This window comes from Pontibacter deserti (genome assembly GCF_023630255.1).
In the GTDB taxonomy this organism is placed as follows: domain Bacteria; phylum Bacteroidota; class Bacteroidia; order Cytophagales; family Hymenobacteraceae; genus Pontibacter; species Pontibacter deserti.
This window is the reverse complement of record NZ_JALPRS010000001.1, coordinates 679,960-705,272: the sequence shown is the minus strand read 5'-3', so window position 1 is coordinate 705,272 and position 25,313 is coordinate 679,960. Positions and strand designations below refer to the sequence as shown.

Genomic DNA, 25,313 nt, shown 5'->3' with positions numbered 1-25,313 from the left:
CTTAAACGTTGAACACATCCAGTAAATGTGAGACTATCCTCTTAGATGTCTTACCATCCCACAATTCAGGAATAGCTCCTTTCTTCCAGTTGCCACTAAGCAGTTCCTGTAATGCATCTTCTAATGCTTTAGGATCTGCCCCTAATAATTTGTTTGTACCGACTGTACAAGTTTCAGGTCGCTCAGTGGTAGTTCGCAACGTCATACACGGCACCCCCATTACGGTAGTTTCTTCCGTTATACCACCAGAGTCTGTTATCACACCCTTAGCATGTTGCACCAAGAAGTTAAACTCAAGATACCCTAGTGGGTCTACTACTTTTACATTATTAAGATTTAGATTAAACTTCTCAATGTTATTGCGAGTTCGAGGGTGCATTGGGAAAATAACTGGCAACTGATGAGTGCCATTTTCAAGTACATTCAAAAGCTTTTCTAACTGCTCTGGATCATCTACATTTGAAGGACGATGTAGCGTCATCACCAGATATTTTTTATCTTCTAATCCAAATTCATCCCAGAAAGCTGGTGCCGTAAAACTTGGCATTTGCTTCAGAAGCGTGTCAATCATGGTATTTCCAACAAAAAATATTTGATCTGGTTTTACCCCTGTATTAATCAGATTTTGGCTCGCAGCTTCTGTTGTGGTAAAGAAGTAATTACAAATACTATCTGTAACCAAACGGTTAATTTCTTCAGGCATTGTCCAATCTCCAGAACGTATACCAGCCTCTACATGTGCAACAGGTATGTGAAGCTTTTGCGCTGTGATCGCACAGGCCATAGTTGATGTTACATCACCAACCACAAGTACAAGGTCAGGTCTGTTATTCATCAATTCTTTTTCGAAACGCACCATAATGGCAGCAGTTTGCTCTGCTTGTGTCCCCCCGCCAGCCTCTAAATTAACATCCGGCTCTGGAATGCCAAGCTGTAAAAAGAAATCTCCCGACATCCTTTTATCGTAATGCTGTCCTGTATGTACTAACCTGTAAGAAATCTTATGTCCAGCGTCTTTCTCTTTTTGAATTGACTCTATAATAGGAGCTATTTTCATAAAGTTTGGACGCGCACCTGCAATAAGCGTTATCAACATTTTACTCTAATTAAAAATTTTTAATTTTATTAAGTACTATAGGTTGGTGATAGATTCTTATAAATTGAATCTATTAAATTCATATTTTTAGTTCTATCTCCTATAGAGGCAACTATCGACTGATTATCTAATATAACTCTTTGTTCTATATTGCCATTTCTATATATTTCTTCTAATATATCAGCAAGTTTCATATAGTCTCTAGGGTTGAACATATATGGTGTGGAACTTCCATTAAATATAAGTCTATTAGCCTCAATGTTAGATACAACTGGAAGTAATCCAGAAGTCATTGCTTCTAACAAGCTTAAACTAGTTCCATCTGAAAGTGAAGCCGAAATATAAATGTTATGCTGTTTAAAAATTTCAGGCTGCTTATTATTATTAACTTTGCCTAAGAATACTATATTTTTATTAAGATCATTCTGCAGAGCAAAATCAATACACTGTTCCTTCGTGGAACCGTCACCTAAAAAAGTTGCTTTGAAGGGAATATTTCTATTTTTCAGCTCTTTTAAACTATTAAATATTGTTTGATGATCATAGACTGCTTCAAAGCTTCTATTACATATAATATTCAATCCAAGAGATTTTGTATCTAATTCGCTTCTTTGTATAAAATATTTATTGTAATCAATACCAACATTTATATTGACAATTTTCTGTGTAGGTACGTTAAATGATTGATGAACTTTTTTCCCAAGATCACTAGATACAACATTGATAATTTTAGCTTGATTGAATATTAATCTTAAGAGAAATTTCCAGAATATTGAACCAGTGTTTGTATTAACATCACTCCCATGAGCAGTCAAAACTGTTTTTGGGTGGTTTAGAATCCAGGCGACAAGCCCACCACTAGTAACATAATGTGCATGAACAATATCTGGATTTAAAATTCTTATTAATTTTTTAGCTTTAATAACAGAAAAGAAATAAGTCCATTTTTTGTATCCGTTCTTTTTATATTTATCTGAGTTGCCTACCCATGCTGAATAAACAGGTATATCAAAATCAATTGTTGGTGGGGTAATTGCAATTAAAGAAACATCATAGCCTCTTATTTTAAAAAAGTCAATATAAGGCTTTACATGTATAAAACTTCCGTTGGATATAAAACAAATCTTCATTGTAATCTTGATTTTATCACCTTAGCAGGGTTCCCACCTACTATAGCATAATCAGGGACATCTTTTGTAACAACTGCTCCTGCGGCAATTATTGCACCTTTTCCTATACTAACCCCTGGCAATATAAGGGCCCTTGTTCCAATCCACACATCGTCAGCGATTTCTACTGCTTTCACAGTGCATCCACTCTGCATATTCATAGATATTATAACATTATAAATATGTTTCCTTGTCAAAATAGTTACTTTTGGTCCCATCATTACATTATTGCCAATTTTAAGTGGACCTCAAACATAAGCATTTACACTAACATCTGAGAAATTTCTGCTATTCATATCTATGCCATTGCCAAAGTTTGCATCTTTTTTAATATTAGGGTTCTTTACTATAGAAGGAATATTTTTTAAACATGAAGTACTTTTCTTTCAAAGCAAAATAAAAGTAGTTGGAACTTAAATTTTTAAATGCTCTATTCAAATTTTTATTAAAAAATCAACATAATTAGCTTTATTAAATTCATGTACTTCTTCTAGTACATCTACAGGTGTCTTTAAATATTTTTTACTTTTTTCTATTCTATCAACTGCAGCTGTATACTTAGAGCATAATGCCTCTGTAGATAGTTCATCTAAGATAAGATCATTTGGTTTGAGATATTTACTAAGCGTACCAACATTGTTAACAATAATAATTTTACCATTAGCCTTAGCATCAGTTAATACACCAGACTGTGTTGCATCTCTATAAGGGAGAACTATTACATCCGAATAGTATAAAACAGAGTTATATTCTTCAGTGTTTAAAAACTTATTAATTATCAATAGGTTAGATTCATTTTCATAATCTGAAAAGTCCCATACACCTCCCCCAGCAATGACAAAGAGTATTTCCCCATCATTATGTGTTCTATTAAATTGAATAACAGATTCTAAGAAGATGTCTATACCTTTATAATATTCAATTCTACCCATAAAGGTGAATACATACCGGTATTTCTTCAAACTAAAATTATCTTCTGTAAAAGATAAGGGCGCAGGTAAAGGATGATGGGTAGCAATTATTTTATCTGCTCTATATTTAAATTTGTCCAAACCCGAAGTATCATGTACTATCAAGTATAAATTATCTAGCTCAGAAGCAGACTTAAAAAGTTTTTTATTTAAGATTGATAAAAGTATATTTAGAATTTTACGTTTTGCTTTGTCCGTACTGTGTGGAATCGGGTCATGTAATGTTATAAAAATTTTACCTTTATAACTTTTTAACAATAACTTAGCAAAAAATAGCGTATAAATCGGGCTATCAGTTATTATTATTTTCTCATAAGCTTTAAGATCATCATTCAATTCAAGCTCATTCTTAGCCTTAAGATTAAATAAATCAAGAATGAAATATTTAATTAGCTTCTTGAGGTTCCCTTTCAAAGAAGATGTATAAGATAAAGGGGGGTACTTAGTTTCCACAGGTACATTACAGGACTCAAAGGCATATTTAACTTTCTTTTGATACTCAAAAAGCCCTCTAGAATTATCTTCTAGAGATACCAACAAATATTTCATTTAAGCTTTAGATTTAGCAAAATAGCAGTGTAAATAATAAAAATATAATCAAGGATAGCATTATAATAGCCGTATATTCCACCAATCTCAAAAAAAGACCTAATAAAAAAGAATAACAGCACCACATAATTAAATTTATAAAACTGCTGGGTAGAAAAAGCTTTTACCTTATCATAATTAAGTGATGCTTTGAAAGACTTTTTTAATAAATAATAGAAGAAGAACAGCTGGAAAATAGCTACTGCAATTCCTTTTTCATAGAACAGAGTAAGAAAAACATTATGCAATCCTCCGCTTCCTAAAGATTCCATTGATTCTTCATAAACCTGTACTGCACTTAAATTTTCTGCTACAAAAAAATAACTATAATATTCTTCAAGCCCTTCTAACGAGGTCCAAGCGCCGTTCCCAAAAAAAATAGTTTCAATATCAAACGTCAAGAATGGTCTAGCCCATAAAAATGGTCTACCTGTAAGCGCCTCATTATACCAGCTAAAATCATGATGATAGAAATAAATAAAAGAAGCAGCAAAAGTAAGCCCAAAAAGCCCAATTAAGACTTTAGATATTTTTTTATAATTGTAGAACGTTATACTGTTCCTCAATATAGATAGTACTAAAATACTTAAAGAAACAGACAAAAAAGAAGTAAATGAGCCTGTTAAATAGATAAGCAGCATTCCTAGCATAATAAAAGTGATTGCTTTTATGCCTCCTCTTTGAGTTGTCAACGCTATTACCAGTAATAAGAATGCACCTACCCCTGAAGTAGGATTTGAATGATATTGAAAATCTTTAGCAGCAAAAGTCTTAATTGATTTAATGAAATTTATATCTCCTGCTATGTAGTAACTAAAGTAAGGGAATATCATATAGATAAAAACACTAACTATGAAAAAGTAGAATACGATTTTAGTGTGCTTAATAAAATAGTACACATTCCTTTCACTTCTAAAAAGGAACAAAAGCCCACAAAAAGCAAAGAAATAGTTAACTACTCTTAAACTATCAGTTAATGAGTTTACATTGTTTATGTGATAAACATTACTTACAATCTGTATTAAAGTAAGTAATGCCATGAAGTAAATCGCTTTTGAGATATTACGATCAGGTACCAATTTTGGCAGTTTTAGAAGACCTAAAAAACCAATTATTAATATTAATCCTCTAAAGCCAATAGAATAAATATTAGATGGGTAAAAGGAAAAGGTTATTAATATAAGTAATAATAAAATTAATTTGCGCTCCATCTCCTAATATTGGTAAGATAAAAAAAGTATGGAATAGCAAGTGCTTCTGCAAGAACCATTACCCATATTACTGATTCAGGGGCATAATAAGCCAAACTGACAGGTTTTAATATATTACTAATTGTATAAGCAATTAGCATAGTGTAGGCATATATCTTTGATAAATGCTGTGCGTAAATTATCCTAGCGAAATATTGGTTTAGTGAAATTACTAAGAAATAGAGCATATACGGTACTAAGAAATCAGCAACGTGAGAGGTATCTTCAGAATTGAATTTACCTCTTTCGTAGACTAGCTTTACTATTTCATAACGATAAACAATAACTACAATAACAATAATAGTTAAAGATAAAAGGAATAATAAAGTTATTTGGATCACTCTCTTACGAGTTATTGATTCTTTATATTTTGAAAAGTAACCTTGAAATAATTGGTTTAATGGACCCACAAATCCAGACAAAAATAGCATGGAAATCCTATTTGAATAAGCATTACTAGATACAATTCCAATGATTCCTGTTTGAGAGAGAAAGATGACTGTAAGTATTGAATTTAAATTAAATCCAATATTTTCAATAGTAGAATGAAATAGGGATATGTTAAATTCTTTCTTTATAAGTATAAGGTCATCATTCTGTGAGCGATGTTGACTTGTGCGTTTAAATATACCATAAAATATTAATATACCCGCTGCTGATGAAAGTACTAGACCTATTGTGTAAGAAAGTGGTAACGAAATATCTAGTGGAAATCCTATAAATGGCAAGATAAATAGAAACAAAAGCATAACAACCGGATATAAAGTTGCATATAGGTTTGCCTTTAGATATTTTTCCTTCGCATTGAGTAATCCAAAACATAAACCAATAATAACGAATGGAATAATAGCAAATGTAAATATCGTACTGAAGCTTAATTCTAGGCTACTGCTATTATATATAAATTGAGTAATAATGAAATATATTATAGCAACAGCACTCCCTAGATAAATTAGCTTTCTAAATAAGTATTTAAAGAACTTGTTCTCAACACCTTTCTTCTCTGCATCATGAAAATGTGGTATAAAAGATAAATTGAAAGCACCTTGGACAAAGTTACCTATTCCTTGTGGTACTTGCTGTAATGTAAAAAAAGCATCTGTAATTATACTACTACCAAACTGAGAGGATATAAATACTTCTCTTACGAAGCCGATTACTTTGCTTACTATATTTATTAAAATAGAAAAAATTATTGTAGATGACGCCTGTTTTATTTTCACTCTTCTTAAGATTTTTAAAATTCAACTGTCAACTTGACCCCATTCAACCCAACTGAGTTTTAATTAATAGAGAAGATTCTCATAAAAGAATTTCGCATTCTTTTATGAGAATCTTCTCTACAGAATCTTATTAAAGAACTTTACTTATGTTACTCTTTATAATCTTCCATCAACTAAATTTCTATCTAAACAAGCTTTAGTATCAAAAATAACAGCATTATTGCGCTTAAATTCTTGATAGTTAATACTTAAAAACTCATTGTGTGCAACAGCAACAATTATAGCATCATAAACAGTTGTTCTTTCAATAGTATTTAAAATATCCAAACCATATTCATGCTTTACTTCATTAGAATCTGCCCAAGGATCAAAAATATCAACAGTTAGACCAAATTGACTTAACTCATGATAAATATCAATTACTCTTGTATTTCGCACATCAGGGCAGTTCTCCTTGAAAGTGAAACCCATAATTAGGGCTCTAGAGCCTTTTATTTTATGATCCTTTTCAATCATCAGTTTGATAACTTTATTTGCCACAAACTGTCCCATATTGTCATTTACTCTACGCCCAGAAAGTATTACTTGTGGATGGTAGCCCAAAGCCTCTGCCTTATGTGCCAAGTAGTAAGGATCAACACCAATACAGTGCCCACCAACTAAGCCTGGTTTATATTTTAGAAAATTCCATTTTGTTCCTGCAGCCTCAATTACATCATTAGTATCAATCCCTAACCTATCAAAAATAAGAGCTAATTCATTAACAAAGGATATGTTTATATCTCGTTGGGCGTTTTCTATTGCCTTTGATGCTTCTGCAACTTTGATACTTGTAGTCTTATGTGTACCTGCTGTTATGATAGATTGATATAGACCATCAACCCTAGAAGCTATTTCAGGAGTTGAGCCACTTGTAACCTTTTTAATTTTAGTAAGTGTGTTAATTTTATCTCCTGGGTTTATTCGTTCAGGAGAATAGCCTGCAAAAAAGTCTTTATTAAATTTTAAGCCTGATACCTTCTCTAGTACTGGCACACAGTCTTCTTCTGTACACCCAGGATAAACAGTTGACTCATAAATCACCAAGTCACCGGCTTTAAGTACAGAACCCAGCATTTCAGATGCTTTTATGAGAGGGCGAAGGTCAGGCGCTTTGAACTGATCAATAGGAGTAGGTACAGTAACAATAAATGTATTATAATGATTTAGATCATCTTTGTTTGCAGAGAAATGTAGCCCTATATTACTTTTATCATTCAAACGTAAAGCCATTGCAGCTCTCATCTCTTCAAGATTTGCTTCCTGCGTTCGGTCTTCTCCTCTGCCTAATTCAGTTACACGTTCTTCATTTATATCGAAGCCTAGTACATCATACTTTTTCCCAAACTCAATTGCCAGCGGCAGACCTACATAGCCTAAACCTATAATTGCGATTTTAGCGTTTTCTACAATAGCATTATTGTCGTTATTGTTCATCTCAGTGTTGCAAATATTTAATCAAATATTAGTTACGCTTCTATTCTCATTCTCTTTTTGAAAAACTTATTTGAAGCGGGCTTCCCAAATTCATTATACCCATACCCATACCCATAAGCTTCCTTCATATCGGCATCATTCAGAACGATCATCGGGTGATTCAGCTTCTTGTTCTGGTAAATATCATCTACAATAGCTACCTGGGACTTAAAAGTATAGTTGTAGCGTACAATGTATACACAGGCATCAATGAGAGGTGCCAACGTAAACGCATCTGCTACCTGCCCGGCCGGCGATGTATCTAGCAGGATATAATCGAACTGTTCACGCAGCTCAGCTAACAAATGGCCTACCTTTGGGCTCATCATCAATTCAGCAGGGTTTGGCGGAATAGGCCCGCATCCTATCGCATACAAGCCTGAGACTTCAGGGGAAGGTATAATTATATCTTGGGTTTTCAGGCGCTCGTCGATGATATAGTTCGTGATACCAACTTCATTAAATAAACCCATATCCTGAAGCAGGCGTGGTTTACGCAAATCAAAGTTAACCAGCACTACACGTTTGCCTGTAAGGGCCAAGCTGGCTCCTAGGTTAATACTGAAAAAGGTCTTGCCCTCTCCGCTCATACTGGAAGTTACCATGATCACCCTATTGTCTTTCCCTAGTGTAGCAAACTGCAGGTTTGTACGGATTAGGCGGAACAATTCAGCTACCGTGCTGCGGCTGTTTTCTGTTACCACCAGCTTCTCAAAGGTATCATTATGGGCTATCTCTCCTAAAATAGGTGTATTGGTAGCCTTCTTCACATCATGCTGGCTTTGTATCCTATCGTTTAGGAGTTCTTTGATGTAGATACCAGCAAATGGAATACCAAAGCCTACTAAAATGGCTAGTAAGTAAATCAGCTGTTTTTTTGGTTCAACAGGTCTGTCTTCAGAAATAGCAGGATCTATAATACGTGAATTAGCTACCGTAGCCGCTAACGACAAAGCAGACTCTTCGCGTTTTTGTAATAGGTAAAGGTACAGTCCTTCTTTAATGCTCTGCTGACGCTTGATCTCGATCAGGTCCTTTTCTATACTAGGCACATCTTTAATGCGCGATTCAAATTGTGCAGAACTGGCCTGTAAGTTACTGCGTGTAATTTTTAATCCATCCTTTATATTGCGCAGGTTCTCCAAGATATTGCCACGAAGGTTACCCAGTTGTTCATTAATGTTCAGCACCAGCGGGTTACTCGGCTGTGATACGCGTAATAGACGCTTGCGCTCCAGCTGTAGTTCATTGAATTTAGAGATCAGGCCAAGCAGTGTTGCATCCTGAATGGTTAAGGTGCTCGGCACCAGTTCATACTGGCTTTCCTGCTTTAACAGGTAATTTTCAATAGACTCCAGTACATCGATTTGAATAGCCCATTCTGATAGTTGACGGTTATACTCACTAGCTTTCTCAAGGTATAGCTTAGCTTCAGAGCTAACGTCTGTTACACGGTTATCACGCTTGTAGCTTTCTACATCCTGCTCCACTACTGAAAGTTCGGATGTCAGGAACTTCAGGCGCTCATCTATGAACTGTATCGTACTTCCGGCGATTAGGTTTTTATCTTCAACGGCTTCCTTATTATAAACTTCAACCAGTTTGTTAAGTATAGCCACTCCTTTGGCAGGTACCGGATCTACCAAACTTAAACTTAAAACGCTTGCATTTTTATTGACAGGCGCAACAGTAAGTTTCTGATTATAGCTTTCAGCAACTTTCCGGATGTCATGAAACTTTACAGTAACATTTTTATCCTTACTTATTGCACCGCCACCTGCTACTACCGTAAATACAGCATAAGGTTTCTTTATATTCTGACCAAACTTATGCTGGCTTACAAAACCATCATCTTCTATCTGGAAATTGAAGTTATCGATAGTCTGAATGCTAATGGATTTGTCAAAAGCGGCTGAGTCAAGCTTGCTGACAATAACCTTGATAGGCATGGTAGCACCGTAGATCTCTGTACTTTTCACGCGCCCGTCTACATGATAAGTAGTATGTAGGGAAAGCTCCTTCAGCACCCGGTTCATCAGGCTTTTAGACTTCAGTATTTCGATCTCATTATCGATGTTCTTCCCTGTTTGAAACAAATCCAGGTCATCAAGCACGGCATTTTCTGCCAGAGAAGGACCTTTCTTATCATCTTTTATGAGCAAGGTACTGCTGATACGGTACTGTGGTGTAGAATAACGCAGGTAAACAAACGCAACGATACCAGCTACCACAACACCAGTTATAAATAAGTACCAATAGCGAAAATACCTCTGTACTATTTCCTTGATATTGATCTCTTCAGAATCGAACTGAAAAATTTCTTTCTCTGACATATACTAACGGGGCACTTAAAATATTCTGGATGCTATCACAATAGCTAATGAAGTAAGGGATGTAAGAATTGCTAAATTGCGTGTATTGGTGCTCGCCTGTACCTGTTTCATCTTATCAGGCTCTACATATACCACATCGTTTTGCTGCAGGTAAAAATAAGGTGAACTCAAAACATCCTTTTTGTTTAAGTCTAAACGTGTCATTGTTCTTTTGCCTGCTTCTTCCCGCATTACGATCACATTTTCACGTTTACCAAAGGGTGTCATATCACCGGCCATACCTAAGGCCTCCAGAATTGATATTTTCTCAGCAGGAACAGTAAAAGTAGAAGGTCGGTTCACTTCACCTATCACAGATATCTTAAAATTCATATTTCGGATCTGCACCACAGGATCTTTAAGGTAACCTCCTAACTGAGCAGTAAGGGTATCTTTCGCCTCCTGCTTGGTTAATCCAGCTAGCTTTACACGCCCCACAACCGGGAAATCGATAAATCCACTTTCATCAACGAGGTAGCCTTCCATTTTATTTTCAGCAGCACCCAGCATGCCCCTGTTAAACTGCAGATCAGATTCAGGACTTTTACTGCTTACAGTAATACTCAACAGATCATTTGGTTGTATTTTGGAAACAGCAAGGTTGGTAATTTCTTCAGAGTAGGATGTTTGCTCCTTTAAGTCGCTGAAATAGGCCAGGTTTCGGGTGGGACCACAGGAGGTTACTAATAGCAGGCCAACCAGGTAAATCAGTTCAATTCTCATTTCAGGTATAAGGGTATTGTATGCTAGCTAAGTTAAAATAATTAAATAAGCTAGTTTAATTCAATTAATAGGTGCAAAATTAATGCAAGTGCAAATGTAAGCGTTTAGGTCTTGAAAGCATACCTTTATCTTTAAAATCTCACAATACATAAATTGTATATATACAAAAGTTATAAATTTCGCAAGTGAACTTGTTTGATAAAAACACAGAATTACTTACATAAGAAAACTACAGTAATACCCTGAGCCCAATAAAAATAAAAGGTCCTGCTAAGTAAAGCAGGACCTTGTTTAGCTGAAGTGTACAAGATTCTTATCTTCTTCTTATCCTGAAAGGGCTTCGGCGATGTGCGGTAATATTATACATTACCTTCACAGTCGCACTAAGAAAAATATCATTAGAACTGATATAGGGGCTTTCAAGACCATAAGTGCTATTATCTAAATAATCAGATGAAGTTAAATAAATATTCAGTTCAGGCGCAATCGTTAATTGTTTGGAATACTGAAATTTCAATCCACCACCAAGTGGAGCGATTAACGCAATTGAAGGGTAATCTTTTGCGTCAGGTCGTTCCTCTCCTAAGAGTTTTACCTCAGATGATGCTTTATATGCTAGAAATCCTACACCAGCTTTAATATAGGGCACTACTAAACGTAGATTTCTTGATCTACTATAACGAGGTCCCACATAAGTATTGGTAAGATTGTAAACTAATGATGCAGTAGTCTCTAAAGCATTTGTTTTGAATGACACATCAGGATATCTTGTGTTTACTGCATCTTCTTTTCCTTCAAAATGCATATATCCTAAGGTACCCTGAATACCAAAACTGTTAGAAAACTGATACAAAGCTCCGACACTTAAAGTTGGCCCTATACCATTATTCTTAACAACTCCAACTTGATCTACATCAGATGAACTGTTAAAATTATCACTATTCATAACAGCCACACCTGGCGAAGCAAAAACAGTCCAGGAAGGCCTAAACTTTCTTTTATAACCACTTCTGAACTTGGCACCACTACTACCTCGTTGCGCAACAGCATCTGTCAGATTCAGAGAGAACACAAATACAAAGGCTGCTAATAATATTTTGTAATTCATGGGAAGATAGTTCTTCTTTATGATAAATAGACTTACTATAACTTTGCAATTATACATATAATTAAGTTAATATATAAATTTTCTAGCAAAAATCGTTTAACCACTGTTAAACATTGACGCTTGTTTCCCAACGAGCATTTATAAGGTAAATTACTTTATGATTTGCTGTTCTGCCAAATCGGGTTAATATATCCTATTTGATACCAATTCCTTCCAGTATAAACTATTAAATTCTATTGCTAAGTTGGGTAACTTAATATTCATAATTAGTTACTGAGCTTAAGATCTATTACTACTTTTACCTTTAATATTCTTTAAAAATTAACCGTTTTGATCAAACAAGTTCAGATTTGGCAAAGCCTGTCTAAACTCATTAAAAACTTTAACTAGCTTCAATGGGGGGAAATGCGCATTAAGACCACTTGGATTGGGTAGTACCCAAACTATAGATCCAGATATTAACTCCGGCTGACGTCCAAGCACTGCTTTAGGTTTGTTGAATGCAGTACGGAAAGCACTTATACCTAATATAGCCAGAATTTTTGGCCTGAACACCTGTAATTTTCGCGTAAGGTTAATACCTCCTTGTTTTAATTCTTCTATATTTAAATCTGCTGCAGATGCGGTAGCACGATCTACTATATTGGTTATACCATAGCCTAGAGCTATTAACTCCAGTTCCTGGTCAGGGGTAAATAGTGTTGGCGTGAAACCAGAACGGTATAAGGTTGGCCAGAAACGGTTACCCGGGCGTGCGAAATGATGGCCGGTAGCAGCTGAATATAAACCTGTATTGATACCACAGAAAAGCACCTCCAGATCAGGCGCAATAACATCTCTTATAGTTGAATTTTGTGCAGCGGCAACTTCAGACTTCGTTGGCTTAATCATTATTTTATACAATTCAAAAGTTACTTTTGTTACTCATACGCAACTTATGCCGCTCAAACATAGCTTAAATAAAATATAAGTACAATTTTTTAATCTTAACATAAGTTGTACTATCTAAAATACTAGTCAACCTTCTGCTAAAGCAGCCGTAATTAGCAGAACCTGATATATCCAGCGTCTTGATTGCTGCTTTTTGTACCTGTTTTGCCAGGACAAGATTAAGCATTGATATCCGGTAAACCGATCAGTTACCTAACCATAACAAACCGTGGATAGTAAACTTCTACCAACCATTACTGCTTTTCTGGAACATCTGCTAAGTCAATATACCACAGCTGATGCGGTACAGTGGCTGAAAGAAAAGCAGCAAACTGTAAGCACATCTGAAACCGGCAAAGAATTGTATCTGCCTTTCAGTGCCGCACCACGTTATGTTGGCAAAAAATCCTTAAACCTGAGTATTGAAGATCTTGAGCAATCCAATAAACTACGCAAAGGCTTTAACCCGGCTAACTGGACAACTGACCAATTGGCCCGAACTATACTTCTGCTGAGCCTGCCTCACGAAGATGGAGATAAGTATAGCCAATTCATCTTGAAGCTGTTTGGTACTGCTGATATGGGCGAATTAGTAGCCTTATATTCCGCATTGCTGCTTCTGCCACACCCTGAAAAATTTGTAGCACAGGCTACCGAAGGCATAAGAACCAACATGGGTAACGTGTACGAAGCTATTGCACTTAACAACCCCTACCCTTTCGAGCACTTCAGCGATGCCGCCTGGAACCAGATGGTGCTTAAAACGATATTCGTAGGTAAATCATTAAATAAAATATATGGCCTGGATGAGCGAAGCAACTATGATCTGGCACGCATGCTTTCAGACTATGCCCATGAGCGCTGGGCTGCCGGCAGAACCGTAACACCAGAACTCTGGCGCCCGGTAGGTCCGTATATTAACGAATATATCATCCAGGACATCAAAAGACTGTTTAACAGTACTAACGAAACTGAACAGGAAGCTGCCGCTCTAGCCTGCGCTCAAAGCACCTACCCTGCTGCACAGACCCTGCTAGAGGAACACCCGCTCCTAAAACACAAGATAACAGAAGGCCAGCTCAACTGGAGCCACGTCAGCCAAAAAGCAGTAACTACATAAGTATAACTTATAGACCTGAACCTAACCCCTTACGCTAATGAATACGCTGAACATGAAATTTATTGATCCGCACATCCACATGACATCCCGTACCACCGACGATTATGCAGCCATGCAGAAAGCCGGTATTGTGGCCATCATAGAACCTGCGTTTTGGCTGGGACAGCCCCGTACAGAACTGGGCTCTTTTAAAGATTACTACAGTAGTTTAATTGGTTGGGAACGTTTTCGAGCGAGTCAGTTTGGGATTAAGCATTATTGCACCATTGGTCTTAACTCTAAGGAAGCGAATAACGAGGCGCTGGCCGAAGAGGTAATGGACCTGCTGCCAATGTTTATCTGTAAAGAAGGCGTGGTTGGTGTAGGTGAAATTGGTTATGATGACCAGACTGCAGCAGAAGACAAGTACTACAGGCTACAGTTAGATCTAGCTAAAGAAGCTAATCTACCGGTACAAATCCACACCCCACACCGCGATAAGAAGGCAGGAACGATAAGAAGCATGGATGTAGCTCTGGAGCATAAATTAGACCCAGGTATGGTAATAGTCGACCACAATAACGAAGAGACCGTGCGCGATGTGCTGGATCGTGGTTTCTGGGCTGCTTTTACCATTTATCCTAATACAAAAATGGGTAATGAGCGCATGGTGGAGATCGTGAAACAGTACGGAGCAGAGCGTATCATTGTGAATAGTGCTGCTGACTGGGGAATCAGCGATCCATTGGCTGTACCCAAAACTGCGTCCTTGATGCTAGAGCGCGGCATCAGCCTCGACGATATTCATAAAGTTTGTTACCAGAATGCATTGGACTCTTTTGGCCAGAGCGGTCAAATGAAAGAAAGTGACTGGCTGGAAAATACAACTATAGATCAACGGGAGAAATTTTCAGACAACTCCATTTTACGTGGTGGTCAGACACCAATGGTGGGCGAGATCAGGATGAACCCAGCCTTTGAATCTAACATCGTAAAATAGATGAACTCCTTCGGAGCATATATACGCCTGATGAGGCCAGCTAACATTGTAACGGCCATAGCTGATATTCTGCTTGGCTTTGCAGCATCCGGCGCTTTGCTGGCCATTAGTACACAGTCGGTTGGAAGTTATTTTACACACCTGCAACCGCTGGCTTGGCTTATACTTTCAACTATAGGTTTGTATGGTGGCGGCGTAGTGTTTAACGATGTGTTTGATGCAGAATTAGACAGAATCGAAAGACCTGAACGGCCAATACCAAGCGGAAAAGCAACCATTACTGGCGCAGCTATATTTGGTTCATCCCTTTTAACTATAGGTATAGTTGCAGCTCTACAGGTATCGGTGGTTAGTGCTTTAATTGCTGCTACAGTAGCCTGCTTAGCCTTGCTCTACGACTGGAAAGGTAAACATCATTCTATACTTGGCCCTATAAATATGGGTAGTTGCCGTGGGGGCAACCTGCTGTTAGGGGTAAGCGCCATACCTGCTGCACTGGAGCAACTATGGTTCATTGCATTTATCCCTATTGTTTACATTTCGGCTATCACCATGATCAGTCGTGGAGAAGTACATGGTGGTAACACCAAAGCATTGAAAGGCGCTGTTGCTTTATACTTAGTAGTATTTGCCGGAATAGTTGGCTTAGCACTGCTCCCTCAGTTTTCGCTGATCTATAGTTTGCCATTCCTGGGCCTGTTTGCTTACCTGGTTTTCCCGCCATTGTTCAAGGCCATGCCGTCTCCGGAGCCACAGTTTATTATGCACGCCGTTAAGGCAGGTATCCTGGCCCTGATCGTGATGAATGCCAGTATAGCCGCTGGTTTTGCCGGCTGGCAGTATGGGCTGGCAGTGTTGCTACTGTTACCCGTCTCGAAGTTTATGGCGAAGCGTTTCGCTGTAACCTGATCTTACCTTTTATGCCATTTAGGTTTATGAAGCCAATTCAACAATCTTTTGCTGTACAATTTGAGTATGGCATATATTTTACTCAAAACCTGTTTCAAACAGACAACCTCCTCCTGCGCAGTACAGTGCAGAAAGGTAATACAACTCCTGCCAAGCTGTTTTTCGTGATTGATAATGGCGTAGCGGAAGCACATCCATACTTAACGCAAGCTATTCAGAACTATACATCTGCACACGCCGATGCGCTTAAGCTTGTTGCTGAACCTTTGCTTATACCTGGCGGGGAAGAGTGCAAGAATAACCCTGAAGTATTACAGCAGGTACTGGAAAGTATAAACCAACATGGCATTTGTCGTCATTCTTACCTGGTAGCTATCGGCGGCGGCGCAGTGCTGGACCTGGCTGGTTTTGCAGCTGCTATTGCACACCGTGGCATCCGCCATATCCGCATCCCAACTACAGTACTCTCTCAAAACGATTCTGGTGTAGGGGTAAAAAACAGCATGAACGCCTTCGGAAAAAAGAATTTCTTGGGAACGTTTGCTCCGCCTGTTGCCGTCATCAATGACAGTAATTTTCTACTTACCTTAGAAGACCGTGATTGGCGAGCTGGCATTTCGGAAGCTGTAAAAGTGGCTCTGATCAAAGATACTGCCTTCTACCAAAGTATAAAAGCAGATGCTGAGCTGCTGAAACAACGAGATATGGCAGCTATGAGCCGACTGATCCACCGGTGTGCCGAAATGCACGTGGAGCATATTGGCGGCGGCGACCCTTTTGAGTTTGGCTCATCCCGGCCGCTTGATTTTGGCCACTGGGCAGCTCATAAGTTAGAACAGCTTTCAGAATTTAATCTGCGCCATGGTGAGGCAGTGGCCATAGGTATAGCCCTGGATGTAGTTTATGCGAAACTCAAAGGCATGCTTTCTGCTGATGCCTGCGATGATATAGTTGAACTTTTACATAGTATTGGGTTAGCTGTTTACGATGAACACCTGGCTACTGAAGAAAACAAACAGCTAAGTATACTAAAAGGTCTTACAGAGTTCCGTGAGCACCTGGGCGGACAGCTGACAATTATGCTACTAGAAGGTATAGGCCATGGCGTTGAAGTGCATCATATAGATGAAGGCTTGGTAACAGCAACTGTCAAAGAGCTTAAACTTATGCAGCAAAGATTTTCAGCAAGTACAATAACTCCTCCATCAGAAACCCAATATGTAGTATCCTTTTAATACCTCAGCCATGAACTTACCAAACGGCACCCACCTTACCTACTGTACAAACATTCATCCCGGCGAAAGCTGGGCGGAAGTTCTTATAAACCTAAAAAATTATCTCCCAGATCTAAAGAAGCGACTTTCTCCTGATGCTCCCTTTGGCGTTGGGCTACGTCTATCTAATTTAGCAAGCCAGGAACTGTTGATCGGCAATAACCTGCAGGAATTTAAAAACTGGCTGGATACCGAAGACCTATACGTGTTTACTATGAACGGCTTTCCGTATGGTGGTTTTCATCATAAAGAAGTGAAAGATGCCGTGCATAAACCAGACTGGACTACTCAAAACCGTCTGGCTTATACTATAAGGTTAGCCTATATACTGGCAGAACTGTTGCCCGAAGGCATTGAAGGTGGAATTTCTACGTCGCCACTCTCCTACAAGCCCTGGCTCGGCTTTAATAAAGACCGTTTTAAGGAAGTATTTGAGCTCTCGGCGCTGCATTTAACAATGGTAACCGAAGAGCTTTTATTTCTGAAAGAAACAAAGGGCAGAACGATACACATTGATATTGAACCTGAACCGGACGGGCTTTTAGAGAATACCCAGGAAGTGATTCACTTCTACCAGAAATGGCTGTTATACATTGGCTGTAAACGTTTGGCCTGCACAAAAGGAATGTTACCGGATGCGGCTGTTAGTGCCTTGCTGGATCATATCCGCATCTGTTATGATGTATGCCACTTTGCGCTTGCTTACGAAGTTCCCGCAGAGGCTTTCGCTAAACTTAATGCGGCCGGTATACAAATAGGCAAGATACAGCTGAGCTCCGCCCTAAAGACAGAACTGCCATCCGGTAAAGCTGAAAGAGAGGAACTGGCAGCTAGACTAAGACCTTTTGCTGAATCGACTTACCTGCACCAGGTGGTGGAGCGTGAAATAAATGGCAAATTAAATTACTACAGCGACCTGCCTTATGCGCTGCAAAACATTCAGAAACCAACCGCAGCAGAATGGCGCACCCATTATCATGTACCACTCTTTACAAACGGATATATCGGCCTTCAATCCACACAAGAGGATGTAGAAACGGTGTTGAACTATGTACAGGATCATGATTTAACTAACCACCTGGAAGTTGAAACCTATACCTGGGAAGTACTTCCTGAAGGCCTTAAAACTGACCTTGCTTCTTCTATTGCCCGGGAACTGGAATGGGTAATGCAACATATTCAAGTAAAAGAAAATGCATAAAACCGTCGTACTGAACGTGGTAGGCCTTACCGGCTCGCTTATAGGAGAGCACACCCCCTTCCTGAGCAACTGGGCTGCCAATGCCCGTAACGCAACCATACAGCCTGTCATGCCTGCCGTTACCTGTTCGGCACAAGCTACCTACCTGACGGGTAAATGGCCGGAAGAGCATGGCATAGTTGGCAATGGCTGGTATTTTAAGGATGAATGCGAAATTAAGTTCTGGCGCCAGTCAAATAAACTGATACAGGCTCCTAAAATCTGGGAAGTGGCTAAGGCCATGGATCCGACCTTTACTGTTGCTAACATGTGCTGGTGGTATAACATGTACTCCAGTGCCGATTACGCGCTTACACCGCGCCCGCAGTACCTGGCAGATGGACGTAAGCTACCCGACTGCTACACCCAACCTGCAGACCTGAGAGATACCTTACAAGCTAAACTAGGTACTTTCCCGCTATTTAATTACTGGGGACCGATGACGTCTATCAAGTCCAGCCAATGGATTGCAGAAGCATCTAAGATAACGGATGACCTGTATAACCCTACGCTCACACTCATTTACCTGCCCCACCTGGACTACAACCTGCAGCGCTTCGGCCCGAGTGACCCGCGCATTGCCAAAGACCTTCAGGAGATTGATGCAGTCTGTGAAGACCTCATTAAGTTTTATGAAGCAAAAGGCGCCCAAGTGATTATTCTTTCAGAATACGGCATTTCAGATGTGAGCCAGCCGGTGCACCTGAACCGTGTGCTTCGCCAGAAGGGCTACATAGCCGTGCGTGATGAGCGTGGTACCGAGCTTTTAGATGCAGGTGTAAGCAAAGCCTTTGCTGTGGCCGACCACCAGGTGGCTCATATTTACGTGAACAACCCCGAGGATCTGGCAGCCGTGAAGAAGCTGATCTCTGGAGTGCCAGGCGTGCAGGAAGTGCTGGAAGGCAATGAACGAAACAAGTATAACCTGGCCCACGACCGCTGCGGAGACCTGGTAGCTATTGCCGAAAAAGGTGCCTGGTTTACCTACTACTTCTGGCTGGATGATGCCAAAGCTCCCGATTATGCCCGCATGGTAGACATCCATAAAAAGCCAGGCTTCGACCCGGTCGAGATGTTCATTAATCCAACTATAAAATTCCCAAAGGCACTGCTCGGCACAAAGTTGCTGAAGAAGAAGCTCGGCTTTAGGACGGTGATGGATGTGATACCACTGGACGCGACATTGGTAAAAGGATCACATGGCAGGGTACCTGAAGACAAAGGAGAATGGCCTATACTTATAACTAAACAGAAGGAACTGGTAGCAGAAAAGGAGCTGCAGGCAACCGATGTTTTTGATGTGATACTACAACATTTGCAGGCAGAGCAATTTGTACTTAACTAAGCATAAGAGCAACCACACCGGTTACTCTTTTTTATTCAGGGAGTGGCCTGCCCTGTGCTGGCCTGAACAACAACCATACAATTAACCCTATAGGCCACGAGAGCAGCGCTACCATTATAGCCACTAGCCAGCCTGGTTTGCCACGTCGGTTTGCATCCTTATAAGCCCACACCACACTCCAGACATAAAGTATAAACACTGCTATTCCTAGCACGATCCCGATCAGACCAATGCCTGCAAAAAAGTCTTCCATGTACATCGGTGTTTCCATAATAAAATCAGCCTGCCATACTTGTAAAACGAAAAGCTATACCTATAGTTTAAACAACTATTAATCAGTCACCTGTTAACCTTCGACTATATATATACTTTAACACATACACCTCATCACAAGTACTCTTTACAAGTATAAACTATACATCCTTATATAGCATCAGCCTTCTGCAGTACAAATCTTGGCTACAGTTTAATGAGCACATGTCCACATTATTCTATCAAAATGTACTGCTCCTTTAACACACAATTATAGTATAACTTCACTACCAATCACCTATTTAATTTGATTACCAAGCAATTAAATATATCATCAAGACATCTTGTCATGAACATAAAAGTTGACTTTAACTATTATTCTTGTGCTATAAACTGGCGTTGCCGTTTAACAACTTATCCATTGCCCGCGTACCTCTAAAGTCCTTACTCAGGAAAACAACTTAATAAGATAACTATGGGACTGAAGAACCTAATCAATAAAGTAAAACAGGAAGCTGACGTGTTAAAGGGTGAGGCTTCTAAAGACAAACAGTACACCAACCAAAATACCTATCCTGACGAGGCAGCAGCGAAGGAAGCTTTTGAACTGTCGCGGCATAAATTATTTGATGTAAACCGTTGGTCTGCCCTGCCCGGCATCAACTCAACTTTTGAACTTTTCGATGAAGACGGAAACAAAGCGATCAAGACCTTAGACAAGCCCGGCTACTATATCCGGATAGATCTGCCCGGCCCCACCCCTGAAAACTGGGTACATGTAACGGAGCTTCGTCAGGATGAGAACATGGCAGAGTTTGTAGTACACCCCAGCACCAAACCACAGCCCGCCCCCGATGAGAAGAAAGAGATAAAACACTTCTTTGCGAAGGAGGCCAGCAGTACGTTTCGGGTAGAGCGAAATGGAAATACTCTTATCGGGTATGAGATCGGTCGCAACGAAGCTATCAATAACCAGGGCGAAGAAGCCGGTGATCGTGCCTTGGCTAATACCCTGATTGCGGAAGGCGGCTGGGCTGGTGTACAGAAACTACAGTGGGATAAACTAACCGCATATCTAGTAAACTTAGAAGAAGCTGAACCTACCAACAAATAAACTATGAAAACAGAAAACGAGGGCCAGAGCAAAGGAGTGGTTGTTGTAACAGGTGCATCGGCAGGCCTGGGCCGGTCAATTGCCAGGCAATTTGCCGAGAATGGTTACGATGTGTCGTTGCTTGCCCGCGGAGAAGACGGGTTAAAGGCTGCAAAAGCAGAGATAGAGGCCATGGGCAAACGCGCTGTATACTTTATAACAGATGTAGCAGATGCCAATGCAGTAGAACATGCCGCCGAAGAAACAGAAAAGCAACTGGGACCAATTACGGTTTGGGTAAACAATGCCATGAACAGCGTTTTCAGCCCGGTAAAGCTAATGCAGCCAGATGAATACAAACGGGTAACTGAAGTTACTTACTTAGGCCAGGTTTATGGTACACTCTCCGCTTTAAAACGCATGTTGCCACGCGATAAAGGAGTTATTGTGCTGGTTGGTTCGGCGCTGGCGTACCGGGGCATACCTTTACAATCTGCTTACTGTGGCTCCAAACATGCTATACAGGGCTTCTTTGATTCGCTTAGAGCTGAGCTGATACATGATAAAAGCAAAGTGAGAGCTACCATGGTACAGCTGCCAGCCATGAACACAACACAGTTTAAGTTTGTGAAAACCCGCCTGCCTAACAAGCCTAAACCTATGGGTAAAATTTTTCAGCCCGAAGTTGCAGCCAAAGCTATAGTTTACGCCGCAGAAAACGACCGCCGGGAGGTATATGTGGGTTACCCAACCGTGCAGGCTATAGTGGGCGATAAACTAGCACCAGAGTTCGGCGATTGGGTATTAGCCAAAACCGGCTTCGATGGGCAGCAGACCGATATACCTGAAGACCCGAACCGGCCTAATAACCTGTGGGCTCCAATACCCGGCGACCATGGCGCGCACGGCACTTTTGATGCAGAAGCCACTTATAATTCGCCGCAGCTTTGGCTAAGTATGCACAAGAAAGAGCTGCTTACTACGGCTTTAACATTAGGTGGTGTGCTGTTAGGAAGTATGGCTTATAACAAATGGATGACAAACAAAGAAAATGATTTTCAGATCTGATAAAGCTACTAGGTGTGGTGCTGGCATAGTATATTAAGTAGTAGATACGAACTTATCTGTTCTTTTAACCTGCTTATACTTTTACCTGCCCATTACCAACTCAGCTATTTAGCGCTCGTTTATGATACTAGCAATCATTTTAAACAACAAACTCAAAAGCTATGAATTACAATGAAAGAGACCGTTACGGCAGGGACCGCGACAGCTACCAGACACACCGCTCAGAGCGCTACCGCCACCCGGATCAGGACATGAGTAGCTCCCGCTCAAGCGACTACCGATCGTCAGACAGAGACAGAGACAGAACCAGCTATAGTAATGAATTCTACAGAAGCAGCCAGCGCCGCAGCCCTCAGGATTGGGATCCGCAGCATGTAGCAAACCGTGGCCTGACGACGTACGACACTGCCCGCAACTATGGCAACATGGGTAGTTATGGAGGCGCACAGGGCTTTGGCAGCGAACGTGGCGGTTTTTCTCATCACCGTAGTTCAGATATGGGATCGGAGTTTGAGAGTGGCATGGGCGAAAGCCGATACAGCGACCGGGGCAGAGGACAGTCTGCATCACAAGGCCGCCGTTACGGTTACCAGAGCGACTACGACAGCCATGGTCAGAACTCTGACAATTACCGCTACGAAGACAGCAGCCGTAGCCAGCATGACAATTATACATCCAGAAGACGCCAGGACCCAGACCACAGCCGACCTGGCTATGAGCGTGGTGACTATAACACGCGAAGCTTTGGCGGCGACAGAGGCAAATACATGGGCAGTGGCTACGAGCGTACACCACGCAGCAACGAATACGGTGCAACCCGAGGTGATTATGGTTCTGCGGGCCAGTATATGGGCACACGCTTTGGTGGCAGCAGTTACGATGAACCTTATGGCATGAGCGGTTATTACCGTGGCGGTTACGGCGACACAGACTACAACAGCTATGCCCGAGACCGCGATGAACGCAACTACGACAGGTAAAACTATTTTATACTTTAAATTACAGGCCCTGTAGCAATACAGGGTTCTTTTTTATAGATAGCTTTCCGGCAAGCTTGATAAATGCTCCAGCCGCTCACCATCCAGTGTCAGGTAGCTTTTCATGATGTCAGCGGTAAGGCAGGAATGTACAGGCAGAATATACATCAGATCACCAACTTTATACTTTGCAAACTGCTCCGGCGTAGCTCTTACAATACCATGTTCCTGCGACAGCGAAACCAAATTTATACCTTCCACAGGATCAGTCCAGCCGTTTTCTGTTAACTCCACTACCCTACCGAACAAATTGCTGCCGTCAGATTGCGGTAATACATCTTTCGAGAAATGTACGCTGCCGCCGTAAAGTATAAGCTCGTTGCGCTCGGGGTGTTTGGCAATTACCGGGCAGGCCATGCACACTGCAATCTGGTTATAGTTGTTAGAACCGATGTGCTGCTGCGTGAGGTCGTAAAACACAAAATTGCCGGGCCTGATCTCGTCTACGCCAACTATAGTTTCTAAAATGCTACAGCTGGGCGTATCGCCGATGGAGAGTTCTATATTTGGGAACTGGGCTTTATAGCGCTCGCGCAGCTGGTTTAGTAACTCTACCGTCTTTTTATGGATTTCGCGGATAGCTTCGGCATCTGTTTGTTTATAGGTATGGCCATCGTGAGCCATAAAACCCTGAAACTCCATTTTGTCGGAAGCAGCTATAGTTTGCAGGGCGCTGCCTATAGTTTTATTGTCGGTGACCGGGATGCCGGTGCGGTGATAGCCGGTATCTATTTTAAGCCAGACTGCCACGTTGTGGTATAAACCTTGCTGCAGCACAGGAAGCACTTCTTCGTTCACAACTATAAGGTGCAGGCGCACACGGCTAGCCAGTTCGTTTATAGTTTCCAGTTCCAGCACATTTACGGGTATAGCTACCATAATATCGGTCCAGCCGTGGTTGGCAAAGTACCGCGCCATCCGTAGAGATGATACTGTTATACTTTCTACGCCTTCCTGCCTGAAGCACTCGCCTACCTGCGCCGATTGGTGCGTTTTAAAATGCGGTCGCAACCTTAGGTTATTGCGCCGGGCTTTCTCCACCATCATGCGGATGTTACACTGGCATTTTTCCTTATCGAGCAGCAGGGTTGGTACAGTTATCTTCATCGGTCAGGTTCGGGTAAAGTATAGCCGTGAAAGTAGTAAGTTTTGGGGAGAGATGCTTTTATAGTTTGGGATTTAAGTATTAGATAAAGTTTATATATTGGCTGTAGATTTTAATTCAAGACACATTACTAAATCTGTATATAGTACAGATAAGCGTATGTTTACTGTTATACATTTTTTAGCACACATAGAGAATATAAAAAGGATTAAATGCATCAGATAAAGCTTGTGATTTTGTTTTTCCTGCTTTTTGTTTTTCTACTGTTTGGATGCCAGAAGGTTGGTAATAACGCGGAAAACTCAACTACTAATGAGGGCAGGAAACTTGATAACTTTATCAAAGGAGTTATGCATAACTATACTCCATATTATTCAAAGCGTGAGACAGACCCTGATTATGTTGTACAAGTTCCAGGAGCTTTAAGACCTAACTACTTCTTTACGATTGGTGCTACTTATAGAGGTGACACTATAAGAATACTGTTACCTGAACTTTGGGAATTGATTGAACTAAGTGAAATAGTAGGTTCACCTAAAGATTCATTATCACTCGTCGAACTAGTAAAAGGGACAAAGCTATTGATGCTTAATAAAGAAGCTATGGATCAAGTAACTGTTATCAGAAAGTGGAAAAGCGTGGACTCAGTAGCAGCACAAGGGAAACGACAATTACTTGACCATTACTTCAGAGACAATGGGTATAGGAAGAGTGATTTACAGTTGAGCAATAAAGAAGAAGCTTACCTTATTGACCGCTTATCAGACTGGGGTGTATTAATCATGCAAGACGATGAAAGCGGCTTTTTTAGATTAGAAAAGCATTACCCGAATGATGCAATTAAATTTGATAAATAAATACAGGTGCTAACCATACCTTATACAAAAGGCTCGCTTTGCTTCGCCCTCTGCATAGCTAAGTCCGTTAGAAGTTAAACCTGACAAAT

22 protein-coding genes and 1 pseudogene are annotated in these 25,313 nt (G+C 40.3%); 10 read left to right on the top strand and 13 right to left on the bottom strand.

The features are described from left to right. Nucleotide 1: 1 nt before the first annotated feature. The 11 genes and pseudogenes from wecB to mug form a co-directional block, all read right to left on the bottom strand. Nucleotides 2–1,096 (bottom strand): non-hydrolyzing UDP-N-acetylglucosamine 2-epimerase, encoded by a 1,095-nt coding sequence (gene wecB / locus MJ612_RS02960; protein WP_187029299.1) that lies wholly within the window; start codon nucleotides 1,094–1,096, stop codon nucleotides 2–4. A 29-nt stretch (nucleotides 1,097–1,125) separates the two neighbouring features. After that, nucleotides 1,126–2,226 (bottom strand): glycosyltransferase, encoded by a 1,101-nt coding sequence (locus MJ612_RS02955; RefSeq protein WP_187029296.1) that lies wholly within the window; start codon nucleotides 2,224–2,226, stop codon nucleotides 1,126–1,128. 5 nt (nucleotides 2,227–2,231) lie between these two features. Further along, nucleotides 2,232–2,387, bottom strand: a pseudogene (locus MJ612_RS18435) (DapH/DapD/GlmU-related protein); the annotation flags it as partial. A 312-nt stretch (nucleotides 2,388–2,699) separates the two neighbouring features. Then, nucleotides 2,700–3,785: a glycosyltransferase gene (locus tag MJ612_RS02945; protein ID WP_187029292.1), complete on the bottom strand. Its 1,086-nt coding sequence runs from the start codon at nucleotides 3,783–3,785 to the stop codon at nucleotides 2,700–2,702. After that, the gene (locus tag MJ612_RS02940) at nucleotides 3,782–5,035 is read right to left on the bottom strand and encodes a hypothetical protein (protein ID WP_187029290.1); all 1,254 of its coding nucleotides are present in this window, start codon (nucleotides 5,033–5,035) and stop codon (nucleotides 3,782–3,784) included. The genes MJ612_RS02945 and MJ612_RS02940 overlap by 4 nt, the downstream gene beginning before the upstream one ends. Next, complete coding sequence (locus tag MJ612_RS02935) at nucleotides 5,020–6,297, bottom strand: lipid II flippase MurJ (protein WP_187029288.1); 1,278 nt, start codon at nucleotides 6,295–6,297, stop codon at nucleotides 5,020–5,022. The genes MJ612_RS02940 and MJ612_RS02935 overlap by 16 nt, the downstream gene beginning before the upstream one ends. A 156-nt stretch (nucleotides 6,298–6,453) precedes the next feature. Continuing rightward, nucleotides 6,454–7,773 (bottom strand): nucleotide sugar dehydrogenase, encoded by a 1,320-nt coding sequence (locus tag MJ612_RS02930; protein WP_187029286.1) that lies wholly within the window; start codon nucleotides 7,771–7,773, stop codon nucleotides 6,454–6,456. Between the two features lie 32 nt (nucleotides 7,774–7,805). Continuing rightward, on the bottom strand, nucleotides 7,806–10,145 hold the full coding sequence (locus MJ612_RS02925; RefSeq protein WP_187029284.1) for a GumC family protein: 2,340 nt from the start codon (nucleotides 10,143–10,145) through the stop codon (nucleotides 7,806–7,808). Nucleotides 10,146–10,160: 15 nt separating this feature from the next. Then, the gene (locus MJ612_RS02920; protein WP_187029282.1) at nucleotides 10,161–10,907 is read right to left on the bottom strand and encodes a polysaccharide biosynthesis/export family protein; all 747 of its coding nucleotides are present in this window, start codon (nucleotides 10,905–10,907) and stop codon (nucleotides 10,161–10,163) included. Between the two features lie 313 nt (nucleotides 10,908–11,220). Beyond that, the gene (locus MJ612_RS02915) at nucleotides 11,221–12,015 is read right to left on the bottom strand and encodes an outer membrane beta-barrel protein (protein ID WP_187029275.1); all 795 of its coding nucleotides are present in this window, start codon (nucleotides 12,013–12,015) and stop codon (nucleotides 11,221–11,223) included. A gap of 321 nt (nucleotides 12,016–12,336) precedes the next feature. Next, nucleotides 12,337–12,906 carry a G/U mismatch-specific DNA glycosylase gene (gene mug / locus MJ612_RS02910; protein ID WP_222619596.1) on the bottom strand — a complete coding sequence of 190 codons (570 nt, stop codon included), beginning with the start codon at nucleotides 12,904–12,906 and terminating at the stop codon, nucleotides 12,337–12,339. 268 nt (nucleotides 12,907–13,174) lie between these two features. Here mug and MJ612_RS02905 point away from each other — a divergent pair, with 268 nt between their 5' ends. The 6 genes from MJ612_RS02905 to MJ612_RS02880 are packed head-to-tail and all read left to right on the top strand — an operon-like array spanning nucleotide 13,175 to nucleotide 19,812. Beyond that, the gene (locus MJ612_RS02905) at nucleotides 13,175–14,065 is read left to right on the top strand and encodes an EboA domain-containing protein (protein WP_187029273.1); all 891 of its coding nucleotides are present in this window, start codon (nucleotides 13,175–13,177) and stop codon (nucleotides 14,063–14,065) included. A 37-nt stretch (nucleotides 14,066–14,102) separates the two neighbouring features. Then, a complete protein-coding gene (locus MJ612_RS02900; protein ID WP_394802019.1) occupies nucleotides 14,103–15,044 on the top strand; it encodes a TatD family hydrolase in 942 nt (313 codons plus the stop codon). After that, nucleotides 15,045–15,953 (top strand): UbiA-like protein EboC, encoded by a 909-nt coding sequence (eboC, locus tag MJ612_RS02895; protein ID WP_187029271.1) that lies wholly within the window; start codon nucleotides 15,045–15,047, stop codon nucleotides 15,951–15,953. It begins immediately after the preceding gene. 26 nt (nucleotides 15,954–15,979) lie between these two features. Continuing rightward, the gene (locus MJ612_RS02890) at nucleotides 15,980–17,188 is read left to right on the top strand and encodes a 3-dehydroquinate synthase (RefSeq protein WP_187029269.1); all 1,209 of its coding nucleotides are present in this window, start codon (nucleotides 15,980–15,982) and stop codon (nucleotides 17,186–17,188) included. Nucleotides 17,189–17,198: 10 nt separating this feature from the next. Then, nucleotides 17,199–18,428 carry a metabolite traffic protein EboE gene (gene eboE / locus MJ612_RS02885; protein ID WP_187029267.1) on the top strand — a complete coding sequence of 410 codons (1,230 nt, stop codon included), beginning with the start codon at nucleotides 17,199–17,201 and terminating at the stop codon, nucleotides 18,426–18,428. Continuing rightward, nucleotides 18,421–19,812 carry an alkaline phosphatase family protein gene (locus tag MJ612_RS02880; RefSeq protein WP_187029265.1) on the top strand — a complete coding sequence of 464 codons (1,392 nt, stop codon included), beginning with the start codon at nucleotides 18,421–18,423 and terminating at the stop codon, nucleotides 19,810–19,812. Before eboE ends, MJ612_RS02880 begins: the two co-directional genes overlap by 8 nt. Before the next feature lie 31 nt (nucleotides 19,813–19,843). Here MJ612_RS02880 and MJ612_RS02875 read toward each other — a convergent pair whose 3' ends face one another. After that, nucleotides 19,844–20,083: a hypothetical protein gene (locus MJ612_RS02875; protein ID WP_250419035.1), complete on the bottom strand. Its 240-nt coding sequence runs from the start codon at nucleotides 20,081–20,083 to the stop codon at nucleotides 19,844–19,846. Between the two features lie 456 nt (nucleotides 20,084–20,539). Between MJ612_RS02875 and MJ612_RS02870 the strand changes: the two genes are divergently transcribed. The 3 genes from MJ612_RS02870 (at nucleotide 20,540) to MJ612_RS02860 (ending at nucleotide 23,205) form a co-directional block, all read left to right on the top strand. Next, nucleotides 20,540–21,178: a hypothetical protein gene (locus MJ612_RS02870; protein ID WP_187029263.1), complete on the top strand. Its 639-nt coding sequence runs from the start codon at nucleotides 20,540–20,542 to the stop codon at nucleotides 21,176–21,178. A gap of 3 nt (nucleotides 21,179–21,181) precedes the next feature. Further along, the gene (locus MJ612_RS02865) at nucleotides 21,182–22,225 is read left to right on the top strand and encodes an SDR family oxidoreductase (RefSeq protein ID WP_187029261.1); all 1,044 of its coding nucleotides are present in this window, start codon (nucleotides 21,182–21,184) and stop codon (nucleotides 22,223–22,225) included. Nucleotides 22,226–22,386: 161 nt separating this feature from the next. Beyond that, complete coding sequence (locus MJ612_RS02860; protein WP_187029259.1) at nucleotides 22,387–23,205, top strand: hypothetical protein; 819 nt, start codon at nucleotides 22,387–22,389, stop codon at nucleotides 23,203–23,205. A 51-nt stretch (nucleotides 23,206–23,256) separates the two neighbouring features. On the opposite strand, the gene MJ612_RS02855 is transcribed toward MJ612_RS02860, so the two are convergent. Next, nucleotides 23,257–24,369: an alanine racemase gene (locus MJ612_RS02855; protein ID WP_187029257.1), complete on the bottom strand. Its 1,113-nt coding sequence runs from the start codon at nucleotides 24,367–24,369 to the stop codon at nucleotides 23,257–23,259. A 210-nt stretch (nucleotides 24,370–24,579) separates the two neighbouring features. Between MJ612_RS02855 and MJ612_RS02850 the strand changes: the two genes are divergently transcribed. Then, on the top strand, nucleotides 24,580–25,224 hold the full coding sequence (locus MJ612_RS02850; protein ID WP_187029256.1) for a hypothetical protein: 645 nt from the start codon (nucleotides 24,580–24,582) through the stop codon (nucleotides 25,222–25,224). Nucleotides 25,225–25,313: the final 89 nt, after the last annotated feature.

Excerpts from the sequence above, each read along its gene's own strand:
- eboC (WP_187029271.1), top strand. The coding sequence starts at position 15,045 with ATGAACTCCTTCGGAGCATATATACGCCTGATGAGGCCAGCTAACATT.
- MJ612_RS02955 (WP_187029296.1), bottom strand. The coding sequence starts at position 2,226 with ATGAAGATTTGTTTTATATCCAACGGAAGTTTTATACATGTAAAGCCT.
- mug (WP_222619596.1), bottom strand. The coding sequence starts at position 12,906 with ATGATTAAGCCAACGAAGTCTGAAGTTGCCGCTGCACAAAATTCAACT.
- MJ612_RS02865 (WP_187029261.1), top strand. The coding sequence starts at position 21,182 with ATGAAAACAGAAAACGAGGGCCAGAGCAAAGGAGTGGTTGTTGTAACA.
- eboE (WP_187029267.1), top strand. The coding sequence starts at position 17,199 with ATGAACTTACCAAACGGCACCCACCTTACCTACTGTACAAACATTCAT.
- MJ612_RS02930 (WP_187029286.1), bottom strand. The coding sequence starts at position 7,773 with ATGAACAATAACGACAATAATGCTATTGTAGAAAACGCTAAAATCGCA.
- MJ612_RS02850 (WP_187029256.1), top strand. The coding sequence starts at position 24,580 with ATGCATCAGATAAAGCTTGTGATTTTGTTTTTCCTGCTTTTTGTTTTT.
- MJ612_RS02945 (WP_187029292.1), bottom strand. The coding sequence starts at position 3,785 with ATGAAATATTTGTTGGTATCTCTAGAAGATAATTCTAGAGGGCTTTTT.
- MJ612_RS02880 (WP_187029265.1), top strand. The coding sequence starts at position 18,421 with ATGCATAAAACCGTCGTACTGAACGTGGTAGGCCTTACCGGCTCGCTT.
- MJ612_RS02915 (WP_187029275.1), bottom strand. The coding sequence starts at position 12,015 with ATGAATTACAAAATATTATTAGCAGCCTTTGTATTTGTGTTCTCTCTG.
- MJ612_RS02920 (WP_187029282.1), bottom strand. The coding sequence starts at position 10,907 with ATGAGAATTGAACTGATTTACCTGGTTGGCCTGCTATTAGTAACCTCC.
- MJ612_RS02940 (WP_187029290.1), bottom strand. The coding sequence starts at position 5,035 with ATGGAGCGCAAATTAATTTTATTATTACTTATATTAATAACCTTTTCC.
- MJ612_RS02855 (WP_187029257.1), bottom strand. The coding sequence starts at position 24,369 with ATGAAGATAACTGTACCAACCCTGCTGCTCGATAAGGAAAAATGCCAG.
- MJ612_RS02890 (WP_187029269.1), top strand. The coding sequence starts at position 15,980 with ATGAAGCCAATTCAACAATCTTTTGCTGTACAATTTGAGTATGGCATA.
- wecB (WP_187029299.1), bottom strand. The coding sequence starts at position 1,096 with ATGTTGATAACGCTTATTGCAGGTGCGCGTCCAAACTTTATGAAAATA.
- MJ612_RS02875 (WP_250419035.1), bottom strand. The coding sequence starts at position 20,083 with ATGGAAACACCGATGTACATGGAAGACTTTTTTGCAGGCATTGGTCTG.
- MJ612_RS02870 (WP_187029263.1), top strand. The coding sequence starts at position 20,540 with ATGGGACTGAAGAACCTAATCAATAAAGTAAAACAGGAAGCTGACGTG.
- MJ612_RS02925 (WP_187029284.1), bottom strand. The coding sequence starts at position 10,145 with ATGTCAGAGAAAGAAATTTTTCAGTTCGATTCTGAAGAGATCAATATC.
- MJ612_RS02900 (WP_394802019.1), top strand. The coding sequence starts at position 14,103 with ATGAATACGCTGAACATGAAATTTATTGATCCGCACATCCACATGACA.
- MJ612_RS02860 (WP_187029259.1), top strand. The coding sequence starts at position 22,387 with ATGAATTACAATGAAAGAGACCGTTACGGCAGGGACCGCGACAGCTAC.